The sequence below is a fragment of the Desulfovibrio inopinatus DSM 10711 genome, from assembly GCF_000429305.1.
GTDB classification, from domain to species: Bacteria; Desulfobacterota; Desulfovibrionia; order Desulfovibrionales; family Desulfovibrionaceae; genus Alteridesulfovibrio; species Alteridesulfovibrio inopinatus.
In genome coordinates this window covers 292,264-308,319 of record NZ_AUBP01000002.1, presented here as the reverse complement: position 1 = coordinate 308,319, position 16,056 = coordinate 292,264, and the positions used below count along the sequence as shown (strand labels likewise).

The window sequence follows — 16,056 nt, the reverse complement described above, 5'->3', positions numbered from 1 at the left end:
CCACCAGATATATCGTTTTTTCGCGATATATCTCTTTATAGAAATACACGAAGGAGTCTCACCATGAGAACACTTTTTGATGTCACTCAACTGGGGCCTATGCAGTTGAAAAATCGTTTATGGCGCTCGGCGACGTGGTTGAACATGGCTGACGACAAGGGACATGTTACAGATCGTCTCGAAAAAATGTATATTGATCTCGCCAAAGGAGGAGTGGGTACAATCATTACGGGTTATGCGTTTGTTCGAGAAGACGAGCAACCGAATCCAGGCATGCTTGGGATCTACGACGATATTTTTATCCCGGAATACCGGGAGTTTGTCCAAAAGATCAAATCCGAACGTGTCAACATCGTTATGCAAATCGTGTATGGAGGATCTGCGACGAATTACAACGTCGGCAACCGCACGATATGGGGACCATCAGCCGTTCCACATCCGGCTTTTGGTGTCACACCAACGGAAATGACAAAAGCCGACATTCTTGCTCTGGAAGAAGATTTTGTGCAGGCCGCCAGGCGCGTCAAAGAAGCAGGCTTTGATGGCGTACAGTTACACGGCGCGCACACCTATCTTTTTAGTCAATTTCTCAGCCCATACTACAACCGTCGACAGGACGAATATGGTGGCAGTATTGAAAACCGGGGTCGCATCATCTTCGAAACCGTACGCGCCATTCGTGAAGCAATCGGAGAAGAATACCCTGTCCTTATCAAAATGCATAGTTCCGACGAATGGGGCAGTAACGGGCTGACCGTTGAAGACAGTACGATTGTCGCCAAGAAGCTGGAAGAACTGGGAATAACGGCGATAGAATTCAGTGGTGGTAATCTCGATGTGAAAAATTATCCGAACAAGGGCCCAGCTCACTCGGATATTCTCAAGCCGGAAGCACAGTCCTACTTTGCACAATACACCGCACGCATAGCACAAGAACTCACCATTCCGGTCATTTCCGTCGGGGGGAACAGAACCCCAGAGCTGATGGAGCGTATCCTGAATGAAACGCCAATTCGCTATTTTTCCATGTCCCGCACGCTCCTTGCGGAACCAAACTTGATCAACCGGTGGCAACAGGGCGATTTCAGCAAACCACGGTGCGTTTCGTGCTCCAAATGTTGGCATCTAGATGGCAACATCTGTATTTTGGATAGAAAGAAACCGAAATAAAACAATATTTCCGCCTTTGCTGCACATTCTACGTGCACACACAATTCTAGACAGATTAAACTCATCAGCCTCTCTTGCGGAGAAATAACCAGGTTCAATCGCTTGATATCTCGCGACGGCGGTTCACCCAAAAGCCGGCTGTACTCCCTGCTAAACGGGGTAGTGCTTTCATAAGCGACTTTAAATGCCGCCGTTGCGACATCCATTTGCTCTGTCAATTTGAGAGCCGAGCTTCATTAAGCCACAATCGTTTCTGAAACTGCAATGGAGTCATCGCCGTCAATGCTCGGAAATGATGAAATGTGGATGTTGCCATACCACTTTGCGATGCAAGATCATCAATACAAAACGATTCAGCATAGTTGTTTTTAATCTACTCAATCGCTTGCACAATCTGATTACTATAGCTGCCCACAGCGACAATCTAACGGCTCAACTTCAATCCTGCACGGCGGTGTTGAACTGATTTCTCTCCCCTATTACATCCCCAAATGCACTCTGCCAGCAGTTCATTCGATACGTCCAATTGCCCTTTGTTCCACGAAGAGTTTGTGTTTTTTTTCCATTGTATACCTTCCTCTCTTCTCCAATCTTTAACGGAGAGAAGGAGCAGTTCGCAATCAATTCAAGCAAACTGAAGAGAATGAGGCAAAAAATACGGAGAGTCCTTCTGTTTGTTCCAGCCTAATCCAACAAAAAAAGTGAACGCAGTACGCGGAAGCATACATAACGACTGCAACGAAAATACCAATGAGGCAATGCGATAATCAATTGCACTCTCTCGTTGTCGTGAGAAATCCACGTGAAATCACAACATATTACACCACTATAATAGTCTGAAATTGTAGAAATTTATTTCCATAGCTTCATCCCAAAGTCATTTCTCATAATTAAAAAAAATCGCTTGACCTCCCTATCTGCGAAAGCGTAATCGACTATGCGCATTAACATACCAATAAAGCCAACGGTTTTAGCCCAAGTATTTCTTGGGGACGGGAAATTCGGGGCTGACTTTGGGACGATTCGGGAATCCGTGCCTGTTTTCCGATTCTGCACATAGGATCGTGCATTTCAAAAAGGCGCTTACTCCCTCCCAAATCGTGATGTAATCCCTAAAATCCTTTCATAGGCCCCTATCACACAAGATCGCACTGGCGAAGGCCAACGAAATCTTGAGGTATTGTGTGGCTTGTTTTGGTGTTCGGTTCCCCCCGATGCCACGATCATGATGTGCTGGCGACAGAGTCGAACACCTCATCATCAACTTCTGGAAAGTCTCTATGATTTTCGATACATACAAAAATGGTCAGGTTAAAATGAATCAGAATGTATGGAGTACGGCTGCCGAAGGGTATGACGAATGGAAAGACCAAAGCTTATGGAAGACAGCTGCCGAAGGGTACGACGAGTGGATTGCCAGTGACTTTCAGGACCAGTACGAGGTCAACTGGAACATTCTAACGAAATACATGGACCCCACGCTTCGAGTGCTTGATGTCGGTTGTGGGCCGGGAAGCCTGAGCATTCGCCTTTCAGAGAAATGCCATGAAGTATGGGGAGTGGACGTCACACCGGAGATGATAGAGATCGCAGAAAAAAAACTGGTCTGTGACCCTACTAATGTGTGTTTTCAACAAGCTGATGCATGTGAACTTCCTTTTGACGACTACAGCTTTGACACCGTCATGAGTGTGAATGCCCTGCAGACCATGGACCAGCCGGAAATAGCCCTCATGGAAATGAATCGTGTGCTCAAACCCGGCGGGGAACTCCTGCTCATCACCTATTGTTACGGCGATTCAAGCCCCTCAGAGGATACCTCGCTGTTACAATGGGCGTTCAAGTACAAGGGCCAAGCGGTGTGGCATAGCTTCAAGCTCGACCACCTTGTCGATTTGCTCCAGGACAAAGGGTTCGAGGTTGTCGAAGCCGAAAAAATCTGGGACGGACCGGTCGTAGGCTTTCTTCGAGGCAGATCGATCACGGCATAGCCGCAGGCAAAGGGCACGCTGCAAACGTCCCGGCTTTTATCGTTTGCTCTCCATGTGCCTGGCGTTTTCTCCGATGTGCTGACGTGGGGTATTGTTGAGGTGGACAGACTCTTTCGTCTGGACATGCTTTTTCCTCCATACCTAACGATACCCCTCAAGCCATGTTGCGCTTCTGAGAAGCCCCTTCCTCCATGCAGCAGGCATCAGGCCACTGTATCTCACGAACCTCTCGCATCACATCCGCCAGACTTTGTCCCAAATAGCGTTTGAATTCCCGGCTGAATTGGAATGGACTTTCGTATCCTACTTCGTCGGCGGCAAGATAGGCTTTCATTCTTTTCTGTATAATGAGATCCTTGGCTCGCGAAAGTCGTATTCTTTTGAGGTACTGCAGCGGGGAATCGGCGATGATATCTTTAAAGGCCTTGTGAAAAGCCGAAACGCTCATATTCGCTGAGTTCGCCAGTTGCTGCACATCGAATTTTGTGAAATATGCCGAGATGTTGCCGTAGCCGGGCTCGGTATCGCGCTACTTCGGGAAACGCGGGTTGCGTCGGATGAGCAGGCGGAACGGTTAGTAAAAATACTTCCGGAATGGAGCGGCGATTTTGAACACGATGTCCATCGCGTCACAGGCTCCGGCCAGCTCCCCCGGAGAGTTCGCTTGTTTGTGGATCACATACAAAAGCAATACGCCGCATTTTAAAGTAATGATGCAAAATCATACCGGCTTGTTGAGTCCTCCTGAGAGACTCTCGCCGTTGCACTTGTCTTTCCTGGAAATCAAGCCGCCTCAGCAATATATTTACGTTAAGACAGCAAATTTTCGAAGAGCTTCTTTGAGTTCTGCAAAGTTGATCGTTTTTTTTATGTAGTCATTCATACCTGCGGCAAGAAAATGTTCTCTATCCCCAGCCATGGCGTATGCCGTCATGGCAATAATTGGGATGTCGGCTTTATCGTTACCAGCTTTGCCTCGACGAATAGCTTTTGTCGCTTCGACTCCATCAAGAATTGGCAGGCGAATGTCCATGAGCACAAGATTGACATCCCTCTCCGTAAGCAATTGGATGGCCTCCTGACCATTATTGGCGATCAGTGTATCGCAACCACACTTTTCAACCAAACTCTTCACGGCCAGACAACTCACTTCGTCGTCTTCTGTGATGAGCACGTTGCAAGAATGCTTCGCTGTGAGCTGAAAGATTTCTTGGGGAAGATGGTCGGTATTGCTCATCCCAGGGGCTTCGAACGGCAGAGCAAAATACACCGTGGTGCCTTTTCCAACGGTGCTATCTATCGTCATCCCGCCATTCATCAATGTAATCAACCGTCGAACAATAGTCAGGCCCAAGCCTGCGCCTTCATAATGGCGTATAAAGTCGTTTTCCCCTTGGACAAAGGGCTCAAAAAGAGATTCAAGCACGGCGTCATCCACACCGATACCCGTATCACTCACGGTAAAAAGCACCTGCAGCTTGCCAGGTTGCGCATACGGTAAAGGCGATATATCGACTCGCACCACACCGGATGTTGAAAATTTAATTGCATTTCCCACCAAATTGAAAAGAATTTGCCGGACGCGTACTTCGTCGCCAATTAAATTTGAGGGCAACCGGGGATCAAGATGAATTTGTAAATCCAGACCTTTTGTCTCAGCGGTCAGGTTCAAAAGTCCAATAATGGATTCGCGAAGTGTGATCAGAGCAAACGTATGCTTCATGATACGAAGCTTACCTGCCTCTATTTTGGAAAGATCAAGGATGTCCGAGAGAAGTGATGTTAATCTTCTGGAAGATCCTATGGAAAGACTCACATACTTTTGTTGCTCCGCAGACAATTGCGTGAATTCAAGCAATTGCAACATCCCCATGACACCGTTGAGCGGTGTTCGAATCTCATGGGACATGTTCGCCAAAAATTCTGATTTGGCTCGGCTTGAAGACTCTGCGGCAAGCTTCTGAGAGGCTAAATCCTTGATCCTGTTCTTCAATTCATTATACAGTTCAACATTTTTCAAAGCCACGGAAACGAGATCTGCCAAGGTCTGCAGCATTTCCACCGTTGAATTATCCGGCATGTGCTTCTCAGCCCAGTAGGCGCCAATAGCTGCCAGCGGCTCCTCCCTATTCACAGGAACCATTGCCAGACTTTTTACAAAAGTGGGCCTATAGGCAGCGCTGGGGATACGTGGATCGGCATATATATCTTCTATAACCGCCGTCTCCCGGTGAAGCATCACCCAACCACTGATACATTGCGTCAGCGGAAAACGCTGTCCCTTCCAGAGCGGCGCAATCGCCGATTCATCGACATAATGACACTTGTCTCCATCGCGAAGTACAAACGTCGCCCCGTCTGCACCAGTCATCTCACGCACCGTTGAGCGTACAGCTTCGATGACTTCTTCCTGAGACTGCGCCAAGGAAAGCATTCTCCCTGCTTTCGTCAGCACCTGCTGCATTGAAATTCTGTGTGACAACGCATTGTGACTTCTCACTCTGTCGGAAATATCCTGGACAGTACCAATAAAATCTCTCGCCTTGCGATCAGCTCCATCACCTTCAAAGTCCACGATTCCATGGGCTTCGATCCATCGTTGAGAACCACCCGGAAGATGTATTCGAAACGTAGCCATGTATGGCTTGGGATCAAGGGGATCAAGGGCGGCTTCTACTTTGGCTATGACCGAAGGGAGATCATCGGGATGAATGCGCTCCAGGATCTGTTCGTTTGGTGCGCGATCCTCTGATACTTGAAAAATCTCTTTATATCTTTTGTCCCAGGAAGATATCTTTGTGACAGGATCATAACGCCACCAGCCCATCTGGGCGGCATCAAGCGCCAATTGCCGCTGTCGAGATGTTTTTCGCAACTCGATTTCAGTTTGCCTGTGATCAGTGATGTCCTGAGCAATCCCAACCAACCCGGCGATATTCCCGGAGGAGTCGCGGTATGGACTCTTAACGGACAAAAAATACCGCCTTCCCTCGGGAGTATCCGCCATTTCTTCAAACCGAAGTGTCTCCCCCTCCTTCATCACTTCCTGGTCGTTTTCCATGTGCTCGCTGCCCAAACCAGAGCAGTAAATTTCACGAGACGTTTTCCCGAAAATTTCGGCTTCAGTTTTCTTCATCATGCGAAGAAAATAGTCATTGATCCGGGTAATACGTCCATCACTATCTTTGGCATATATGATCATATCCCTGGCATTGCTCAAAGCCTCAAGGAGCGCGTCCGCCTGCAGAAGATTCTCCTGGGTCTGCACAAAATCAGTAATATCTGAAAGCGTCCCTTCGTATCGGTGGGAAGACAGCTCAGGAGGAACACTCCAAAGATTGACGGTCCCCCAAAGGAGCGAACCGTCTCGTTTTTTCATACGTATTTCTTTGTTATGAACAGACTCGGCAGCATCCACCTGCTTGATAAGGCGATCCCAGCTTTGAGGATCGATACTCACCAACTCCGGCAAGGAAGATTTGCTGTCCATCAATTGTTCAGAAGAGTCAAATCCGAGTATGGTCGCAAGGAACGGATTCGCCGACGTTACATGGTGACTGTCGGAGAGATGAAAGACGCCAACGGATACGTGGCGAATCAATCGTAAATAGTCTTCAATCATATGAATGTGATACCTTTTAATGAAGCACCACGGGCATAAAAAATATTGTAAAGAATTACATATCATATCGTTCGAGTCAGTCAAGGAAGCTCTTCCTTCATACAGCACAAGAACCGATGATAAAAAAGCAATGTCTCAGAATGACACACAAGAAACACCTCCATTTTATATCTTCAGTGAATATGAATTCTGCAAAATACAGAGAGGCTTACAAAAGGAATGATCGCATTTATTGAAAAACATCAAAATAAACCAATGGGTATAAATCATATTTCAACAAAGCATTCACAAGAGCACAGCCGTCAGTTCCTTCAAACCTCATCAAAAATCCACACTCCGAACAGTCCTCCTCACAGTGTTCTTTTTTGATTCCAGCGTATCGCCCTCTGGTGTGTGGGCGAGAACTCCTCCATTCATTTTACGTACATGATGATCGAAAATGTACGTTTTTGAAGAATTGTGAACGTATGTACCGTGCAAAAGAGAAACAATGACACCACAGATAACATATTTATTTTACTATTTTTTTCAACAATCACTTCTCAACACGCCAGCTTTTCTTGCACCGAAAGGCAGGCATTCCATATGGCATACGGCTTGCTTTATCTCATTCTCAGGAGTGTCATCATGAATGCAGTCACATTGAACGATACCACGCTACGCGACGGTGAACAGACAGCCGGAGTTGCGTTTTCTTTACAAGAACGCATGGAGATTGCTGCGACTTTAAGCCGGGCGGGAGTCCCAGAGCTGGAAGTCGGCATACCGGCCATGGGCAGACAGGAGCAAGAGGAAATTCGCGCTTTAGCCGAAATGGACCTTCCGTCGCGTCTTGTGGTCTGGTGTCGCATGCACGAGGACGATCTTAAAGCGGCGGCACGTTGTCACATCGACATAATCCATATTTCTCTCTCGGTATCCGATCAACAGATTCGACATAAACTTGGGCGAGATCGCGCTTGGGTACTTTCACGAATCGAATGGGCTACACGTACTGCGCGGGACATGGGATTCGATGTTTCTGTCGGTGGCGAAGACAGTTCTCGCGCCGATCCTGTGTTTCTGGCTCACGTCGTGGAAACGGCCGAACGCGCTGGGGCCAGACGTTTCCGATTTGCCGACACGCTTGGTGTCCTGGATCCATTCCGGACATTGGATATTTTTCGCGAATTGCGTCAGCAAACCAGCCTGGAGCTGGAAATCCATGCTCATAACGACTTCGGCTTGGCCACAGCAAATACCCTTGCGGCACTTCGCGGCGGAGCTACCCATGCCAACACCACGGTCAACGGTTTGGGAGAGCGAGCGGGGAATGCACCGCTGGAAGAGATTGTTATGGCCCTCGCCCATATGTACGACGTGGATACCGGAGTTGATGTACGCAGCCTTCAACATGTGTCACATCTCGTGTCCAAGGCATCCGGACGTCCTGTCCCGGTCAACAAATCCATCGTTGGACAAAATATTTTCACTCACGAATCCGGTATTCATGTGAGTGGCTTGTTGCGTGATCCCGCGAACTATCAAGCCCTTGATCCCGGAAAACTCGGCCGAGCCCACCGCCTTGTGTTAGGAAAACATTCCGGGACAGCTGCTATCAAATGGGCATATTCCCAACTTGGAATCATACTGAACGACGTACAAACACAATCTATTCTTAACCAGGTTCGTACATTTACTGGAAAAACGAAACGAGAACCAACTCAGGACGATCTTCTCCATTTTCTGACACAGTCCACAAAAACCCCACCGGAAACCGATTTAGATCGCGCATGCTGATTGTTCGCGGTTCCCGCAAAAACGCATAAGCAGTATTTCATGGGATGTTTCCCCTTCGACATCGTGAGAAGGGGACGCCCCCTGAAAGAACAACAACTCTCCCTTCTGGTCTCAAATTTGTAACACCACCAATGTATTTATTTCACGCTTTCACCATGTGAGTACCAAGTCGTTACCATATAAATCTCAGGAGTCGGGATGAAAAACTTCCCTCTTGCTTTGAAGTTTACCGTATCATTTGGTCTTATTTTTCTTTTATTCCTCGTCCAGGGAGGGATCAACTTTTGGAGTGCCAACACCGTCGATGATCATGTTGCCGAACTTGCCGATGTCCACATCCCAAGTCTCAAAAGCCTTCTCGGTATGATTGACAACATGCGTCAAGTCATTGCGATTCAACGCACGCTTCTTATCCCATCCCTTTCTCCTGATCGCATCGCTTCGCTTCGCCAAGACCTTGCTCATGCACAAGAGGCCTACGGAGCCGCTATGGATTTGTATGCCCCGCTTCCCAAATCGCCTGAAGAGACCCAGTATTGGCAAGAACTCAAAAAAGTGCTCATACAGGGTAAAACGCTGAACAACCAAATCCTCAACTTAGAGAAAGAATTTCGGCGAACTCATACCCAGGAAAGCTACGACCGTATGGTTTCTCTCGTTCTGGGAGAATTCACCAAAATCGACAACAGAAATTTCGATCTCGCTGAAAAAATCGTTGCGAGTACCGTACATCGCAGTCAGCACTCAGGCCAGGAGGCCAAAGAACACTCCCACTTCGGCAAGGTTTCTTTAGCTGTAACGACCATCCTGGTTCTGGTGGTCGTGTGCGTTATTGCGATACTGCTTGGACGGTCCATCATTCCTCCCTTACGCCGCGGAAAAGCCATGGCCGAAGCCTTTGCCAATGGCGATCTCTCCAACCGCATGAATCTCGACCGCGCAGACGAAATCGGTTCACTTGGGGCGGCCATGGACGGCATGGCCGACGTCTTTTCCAGGGTCATCCGCGATATCGGTAACACGGCTGACGATGTCGGCCGCGGAGCGTTACGCAAACGCTTGGATACAGATGGCCTGGGGATGGAATATGCCACATTGGCCCAAAATCTGAATACTATGCTCGAGAGTGTCGTATCTGTGCTTGATGCATTACCAACCCCTATCATGATTCGCGATGTCGACCGAAAAATGCTCTTTCTCAATCGAGCTTGCGGAATGGACCGAATTGATCCTGCAACCATGGAAGGAAAATCTTGTGGCGAGTATTTTCGCACTGAGGATTGCAACAACGGGAAATGCGCATGTGAAAAAGCCTTACATTCAGGATGCGTAGAAAAAAGCGCTACCGTTGCACGGCCGCTTGGAGGCAAAGCCATCGAAATTGAATACTCGGCTATCCCCCTTGGTCAAGGCATCGTGATGGAACATATCGTCGACCTGAGCCAGTTGAAATCAGACCAACGAGCGCTGTTAAACAAGGCTGCGGATCAACTGGAAGACGTTGTTCACAGTGTGACCATTGCCGCTGAACAACTGTCCGCACAAATCAAGCAGTCTCAAAATGGTGTTGAAGAACAATCCCAACGTGTCGCCGAAACAGCCACGTCCATGGAGGAGATGAATTCTACGGTTATGGAAGTAGCAAGAAATGCCTCCAATGCTGCAACAACATCCGAGGAGGCGCGGGACAAGGCCGAGGACGGAGCCAAGATCGTCGAACGCGCGATTCAAGGCATCGGCGAAGTGAGAACAATTTCCCTTGCATTAAAAGACGATATGGCATCGTTGGGCAAACAAGCCGAAGGCATCGGCACCATTATGCATGTTATTTCAGATATTGCCGATCAGACCAACCTTCTCGCGTTGAACGCCGCCATTGAAGCGGCCAGAGCAGGAGAAGCCGGACGCGGTTTTGCCGTCGTGGCCGATGAAGTACGCAAATTGGCCGAAAAAACCATGACCGCTACCAAAGAAGTGGGCACCGCCATTGACGGCATTCAGAGCGGCACACGGAAAAACATTCAGAACGTGGACCGAGCTGGCGAGAAAATCGAAGAGGCAACCGTCTTAGCCGACCAATCGGGAGTCTCGCTCAGAGAAATCGTTTCGCTGGTGGAAATGACCACAGACCAAGTGCGTGCCATCGCAACAGCATCGGAACAACAATCCGCCGCATCGGAAGAAATCAGCCGATCCGTCTCCACCATCAACCGTATTTCTGCGGAAACCGCAGAGGCCATGACGCAATCTGAACAAGCCGTCGAGAACCTTGCCCATCAAGCAGAGGAGTTACGCAACCTCATTGAAGAAATCCAGTCAGAAGGAACGGAGAAGTACCACAACGGCCAGGAACAACTCCTCGTCGTCACACCACAAAGCACCCACATAAATTAACTTCGTCCGTTTGGGACTGCAGAAAACGAGCTGGGCTGTGAATATATAAAATACAGCCCGGCTTTTTCACGACACAACACATTAAAATTTTTAACATTTATTGAGAGAGACATCTTTCTCTTCTATTAAAATCAATCTTCGGTCTCGGGTGAAAAAATTTCAAACCAAATCGAATTGAGTAAGAAACCTTTTAACGTCCTGCTTTGAATTAAACATCAACACATCAATAATGGACAAATTTGGAATAAAAGAGCCGGAGAACTGTTCATATTCGATATCATGCGTCATCAAAAATTGTAAATTAATATTGTTTTTCAAAAATTCATCCTTCGAGTATAGGCATTGGCCTCCAATTGCATTCACATAGTCATGAGCATTCAGAGCGTTACACATAGCTAATATTCGTGGAGCTCCTTTAAGTTCTGTCGCCATATTGAGATCGCTTGAGACAATAATATCCACATGACAATCAAGATAGCTGCATATCGCGTAGAATGAATCAAGTATAAGCCCGACAAGATCTCTATCTTGCCGTACAAATATACTTTCTAACATTGGATACACATCGTTAAAATATCGTGCAGGCCTGTAGGCCTGCACGATAGTCTTTAAATATTTTTTAAAATACCCTACTACATTTATATCATTAATTTTTTTCTTTAGACTTGGTTTTTCTATGGGAAGTGTCAATAAAAAACGATTGTTGTTTAAATTGATATAGTTTCTATTTATCCATCCTCCCTTTGTAAACTGAACATCATCGTAGACAACATACGTATCGACATAATTCATAAGTTGAAAATATCCAATATATGGGAATAAATACGGTTGCATGATAGCGAGTTTCATTCTTCTTCCTTAGCAATAAACTACCCTTGTAATTCTATACAATGCACAAATCCTACAATCTGAGATTTCCATGAGTATATTGTTTATTTTCTGCGATGGACGCACACCCAAATATGCTAGTAAATAAAAACGATATCAAATAAACACCCCAATTAAACAATACTATTATACAAATCAAATCGAGCAGAACGTGCGATGTGACGCTTTTGCTCCGAAGTAAGATAAATCAATCTCTCCTTTTCAATATCAAAATATTTTTTCTTGTTAGCATTGTAGGATTTTTCTACTTCTGGAGAAACATCAAGCCCAACAAACGCATATAATTCATCAAGCTTTGCCGTATCATTAAAGAAAGTTTCAAATTCAATGATAAATACATTCGGATCGCTTGCTCTATCTATAAAATTCTCAAGCATTCTATTCCACTCTGTTACAGCCGAACGATAGTCTCTAAATGTAGGCCATGCACCACCACGTTCTTTTGATTGCATAGCCCTCGCATTAAACGAGCTGGCCACATCATATATATTTCGTAATAAAAGCACCACTTTTGCATCAGGAAGCGTCGAGAATAGTGTTGTGGAATCCAGACTGATCTCAGGGATCTTATCGCCAACGACACGGCATTTGTGAAAACGGGAAATCAAACGTGGATAATATGTTTCAAGTTGAGTGTGGTGCGAGTCTCCTTCTTTAAGAATAGTACAGAATCGCTCAGCAGAAAAAAGTTGCCGATGAAATCTCTTTTCAAAATATCGCGTTGCAAACCGTTCACGTCCCATTGCCACCAAAGGATGGCTGCGTAAAAGGTCAGCAGTAAAAGATGTTCCCGACCTTGAACATCCCGTTATAAACACATACTGGACATCTGTATCTTCCTGAACAACCTCTTTGCTCTTGTGGTAGGCTTGAACATCTTTTTTTACATTTAATACCACAAGTACTTTACGAATTTTTTCTTCGTCTATCTTCGCAATTTCTGGATGACATGGAATATTCACGATTCGAGAGAATAAATAATCTGCATTTTTATGCCCGGATTCAAGCGGAGCATAATATTTATTGAGCGGTATAAAGTCGTTAGCAAGATCATCATACGTAACAGGATGATCCATCAGAACAGCAACAGAATTTGTAATTGTATTCGGCTCATCGTTGAGAATCTTCACACCACATTCTTGAGCAATTTTTACAATTCGTCTTCGCTGAAGTCTATATCCATGAAGCCAACGCGGAATGGTGAGGAGTCGCTGCAATACAAGCGCGGCATCGTAATCACTCAATTTCTCGTTTCCACTATATCTTTCGATACCTTCTGCAGCGCCTACACCAAAATTCAGCATAGCTTTGAACGTTGTTTCATCCGCCGCATCAATGACAGCCAATCCAGCTTCACCCATTCCCCAGGGCTTGGTTTGATGAAAGCTCACAATCTCATTTGGAGCCCCCGACACTGTCCGGTCAGGCCCCCAGAGGGCAGTTGCATTATCGTAAATGAGTGCCAAACCATTTTCTTCACAAAATTGAATCAACGGCTTCCACATATTGTGTAAGCCAAATGTATTCGTAACAATCACTCCATCAATTTCAGCTTTTAATTCATTAAGTGCTGCAAGGTTAATGAAACCATTCTCGTCACAGTCGACAACACGAGCATCGAAAAGAGGTCCGCGCTTGGTCGAAAGGAACCCGAACGCGGAGACGACCCACTTCATTTTGCGCCGCCTTTTATACTCTTCCAATCCCACTAATCCATACAATGCACTCGTTCCACTCTTGCAAAAAACAACTCTTCTCTTTTTGGGAAGCCGTAATATGCGTGCGACGGTAGATTCAAGCAACTCAACAACAGGGCCAAAATTGGCCCAGTGATTCCGAGATCGGGATATTGATAGAAGTCTTTGCAGCAGTACGATGTCGATGCCTTTGTTCTCAACAAATCCATATCGCTGTTCCGGCTTGTGTTGGCTACTTTCATCCAAACACTTTTTGGTCAAAGGATATAGAAGTAAATGAATTCCTGCAGCAACAAGAGAAGATTTTATTACGTTGTTTGTGTCTTCTGTGTTGGGCTTCCAATATGAACGTTCATCATTGATCCAGTTGGCATTTATCGTCTGAATAGCTGTAACGACTTCTTTGCGATGTTGAGTAAACCAATTGATCCCGTCAACGTATGCAAAATTGCATACGTTAAGGACTTGCCCTAAATCAATCATTGTTGCGTTTGGACAACTCTCGTAGAGATGAGTAATAAACCATAAACTTACAAGGTCACCAGATTCGAAAAGAAACACAGGAGATTTATCAAGTTCTACACTTTCATCATAGCAAGATTGTATTTTTTTCAGAGTATCATAGCGTTTTTCATACGCAGCAGAACTACATATTTCAATAAATTCAGCATTATTTAATTGTGCAAATTTTGAAAAATGAGAAATATATCCAGGGCCAATAATAAAAACTTTTCTCGTACGTATTTTTTCAATAAATAGATGAAGCTGATTGTTATACGTTACATTCTTCCAGAGAAGACCATTACCAATCTTGGTCTCTGGATGTACATAATTACGCATGGCTTTCATTGCTCTTTGTATGCCACAATATGGAGTACGCTCAATTCTCCAACAATTCTTCCATGAAAAAACAGACGCGAGAAATGATATCCTCGTTTTTTGTGGAAGAGACCGAACTTGGACCTTAAGTTCAGCCATAAATTGGGCGGAAAAATTGATTGATATTTCTTGATGGAATGCATCAAGTTTCTCAATATCTGGTTCAGGATCATCGTAGCCTGTAATGCCAAATTGATCTTCAACCTTAACACGATATTCCCAAAATCCATGATTAAGTTTTACCAAAGAAAAAGGATCATGGCGTTCGATATTCGCAAGAACAACATCGAAAAAATCCATTAAATTCGCTCCTTCAACATACTAATCGAATACAGAGTGTTGCCAAAATGATCTTTCCGTAAACTGGAGCACCAAACATTCTCCAATTTAGAAAGAAATGTTGTCAGTCTCCTATTATATTTTCTTAACGACAACACCGAGAATCCTTTTTGGGTTAGCGCATAAAAGGGTTCTAACGAAACACCATTTTTATACATGTGTACCCCAATATCCACAGCACTCTCAGCTTTTATCTTTTGAGGATAAAGCAATTTCTGAATTCGTGCTTTAAACATAAAGGAATTGAGACTATCAATTATATAGAAAAACAAACGGTGTATTATTTGTGGAGGAGAACACTCTTCAATGTGCAATGGTTCACGTACAAAGTACAATCCTCCCCCTTCATCCACTGTGTCTGCAATAGCATCAATAAGATCTGCATAGTCTGGGATATGGTGTAGCACCGAAGAACCTATTACGATATCAAATCGACGAGATCCAACGACATCCTTTACAACCTTTCTTGACGCTGAGGCACAATGAAGTTCAAAGCTTTCACATAAACCTTCACAGCTCTTCTTGAGGATCTCCCCCATTGCTGCAGAGTGCTCAATACCAACATAACGAACACGGCATTTTGAAATCTCTAATATCTTCTTGAGAAGGTAGCCCGTTCCAGGGCCAATCTCAAGAACCCGAAGGGATTCTGTCCTTCTTATATTATCTAACAACTGAGTTAATTCCTCAAGAACCTTCTCTGCTTTATATCTATTAAAAAAATACCAGCTTGAAGCTTCATAGCTCTCTGCATTCCTATCATAATAGTAACGATTCTTTTCAAAATGATCCATCTTTAGAACATACCCCTCTATAAAAAAATAGATATCACAAGCCTTCACAACTCTACAGGGAATAAGATTTACGAAAAATTCTACACACTATACACAACATAAACAATCAATCCTGTTAAACAGTGATTGACAATCAACAAAAAAGGCTCATCCCTCATTGTTAGCGGGAGATAAGAATTCTGTTGGGGGATCATCAACATACACACCTATCCATACAGACTCCATTTTGCACAAGCAATATTGGATCATTGTTATATGTAAATTGGGAGGTGCTCTTGCTACGAAAAGGAATATATTATTTCAATCCTATCTTAGAATAGCCTTTTGATCATTGACATGCTCAGTGATTGCAATGTGTACAGTACACACGTCAAGTCACTACAGTTAAGAAATGGAATTACAAAACATTAGAGACATCATGGAGCTTTGCAAGAAACAACGACTAAGCAATGTGATAAGCACTATTTCAGACTATGCCACATTTGTTCAGAAGCGTCACAAAA

General features: G+C 45.1%; 10 protein-coding genes. 5 read left to right on the top strand and 5 right to left on the bottom strand.

Annotation, left to right across the window (positions count from 1 at the left end):
• Positions 1-63: 63 nt before the first annotated feature.
• Complete coding sequence (locus tag G451_RS0103710; protein WP_027183203.1) at positions 64-1,170, top strand: NADH:flavin oxidoreductase; 1,107 nt, start codon at positions 64-66, stop codon at positions 1,168-1,170.
• A 1,280-nt stretch (positions 1,171-2,450) separates the two neighbouring features.
• The gene (locus G451_RS0103700) at positions 2,451-3,161 is read left to right on the top strand and encodes a class I SAM-dependent methyltransferase (protein ID WP_245587762.1); all 711 of its coding nucleotides are present in this window, start codon (positions 2,451-2,453) and stop codon (positions 3,159-3,161) included.
• Positions 3,162-3,315: 154 nt separating this feature from the next.
• Here G451_RS0103700 and G451_RS0103695 read toward each other — a convergent pair whose 3' ends face one another.
• A complete protein-coding gene (locus G451_RS0103695) occupies positions 3,316-3,636 on the bottom strand; it encodes a helix-turn-helix transcriptional regulator (protein WP_425387476.1) in 321 nt (106 codons plus the stop codon).
• On the opposite strand from G451_RS0103695, the gene G451_RS0103690 reads away from it, so the two are divergent.
• The gene (locus G451_RS0103690) at positions 3,628-3,867 is read left to right on the top strand and encodes a LysR substrate-binding domain-containing protein (RefSeq protein ID WP_027183199.1); all 240 of its coding nucleotides are present in this window, start codon (positions 3,628-3,630) and stop codon (positions 3,865-3,867) included. The genes G451_RS0103695 and G451_RS0103690 overlap by 9 nt on opposite strands.
• A gap of 99 nt (positions 3,868-3,966) precedes the next feature.
• Here G451_RS0103690 and G451_RS32235 read toward each other — a convergent pair whose 3' ends face one another.
• The gene (locus tag G451_RS32235) at positions 3,967-6,783 is read right to left on the bottom strand and encodes a PAS domain S-box protein (protein WP_051261096.1); all 2,817 of its coding nucleotides are present in this window, start codon (positions 6,781-6,783) and stop codon (positions 3,967-3,969) included.
• 627 nt (positions 6,784-7,410) lie between these two features.
• On the opposite strand from G451_RS32235, the gene nifV reads away from it, so the two are divergent.
• Together nifV and G451_RS32230 are read left to right on the top strand one after the other, a co-directional pair.
• Positions 7,411-8,562 carry a homocitrate synthase gene (nifV, locus tag G451_RS0103675; RefSeq protein WP_027183198.1) on the top strand — a complete coding sequence of 384 codons (1,152 nt, stop codon included), beginning with the start codon at positions 7,411-7,413 and terminating at the stop codon, positions 8,560-8,562.
• Positions 8,563-8,760: 198 nt separating this feature from the next.
• Positions 8,761-10,956, top strand: a complete 2,196-nt coding sequence (locus G451_RS32230; RefSeq protein ID WP_051261095.1) for a methyl-accepting chemotaxis protein — start codon at positions 8,761-8,763, stop codon at positions 10,954-10,956.
• A 159-nt stretch (positions 10,957-11,115) separates the two neighbouring features.
• Here G451_RS32230 and G451_RS0103665 read toward each other — a convergent pair whose 3' ends face one another.
• From G451_RS0103665 to G451_RS0103655, 3 genes are all read right to left on the bottom strand, one after another.
• Complete coding sequence (locus tag G451_RS0103665; protein WP_027183197.1) at positions 11,116-11,805, bottom strand: WbqC family protein; 690 nt, start codon at positions 11,803-11,805, stop codon at positions 11,116-11,118.
• A gap of 152 nt (positions 11,806-11,957) precedes the next feature.
• Positions 11,958-14,720 (bottom strand): sulfotransferase, encoded by a 2,763-nt coding sequence (locus G451_RS0103660; protein WP_027183196.1) that lies wholly within the window; start codon positions 14,718-14,720, stop codon positions 11,958-11,960.
• Complete coding sequence (locus G451_RS0103655) at positions 14,720-15,553, bottom strand: class I SAM-dependent methyltransferase (protein WP_084448373.1); 834 nt, start codon at positions 15,551-15,553, stop codon at positions 14,720-14,722. Before G451_RS0103655 ends, G451_RS0103660 begins: the two co-directional genes overlap by 1 nt.
• Between the last annotated feature and the right edge of the window lie 503 nt (positions 15,554-16,056).

Coding starts and splice junctions, on each gene's coding strand:
- G451_RS0103710 (WP_027183203.1), top strand. CDS start 64: ATGAGAACACTTTTTGATGTCACTCAACTGGGGCCTATGCAGTTGAAA.
- G451_RS0103700 (WP_245587762.1), top strand. CDS start 2,451: ATGATTTTCGATACATACAAAAATGGTCAGGTTAAAATGAATCAGAAT.
- G451_RS32235 (WP_051261096.1), bottom strand. CDS start 6,783: ATGATTGAAGACTATTTACGATTGATTCGCCACGTATCCGTTGGCGTC.
- nifV (WP_027183198.1), top strand. CDS start 7,411: ATGAATGCAGTCACATTGAACGATACCACGCTACGCGACGGTGAACAG.
- G451_RS32230 (WP_051261095.1), top strand. CDS start 8,761: ATGAAAAACTTCCCTCTTGCTTTGAAGTTTACCGTATCATTTGGTCTT.
- G451_RS0103665 (WP_027183197.1), bottom strand. CDS start 11,805: ATGAAACTCGCTATCATGCAACCGTATTTATTCCCATATATTGGATAT.
- G451_RS0103660 (WP_027183196.1), bottom strand. CDS start 14,720: ATGGATTTTTTCGATGTTGTTCTTGCGAATATCGAACGCCATGATCCT.
- G451_RS0103655 (WP_084448373.1), bottom strand. CDS start 15,553: ATGGATCATTTTGAAAAGAATCGTTACTATTATGATAGGAATGCAGAG.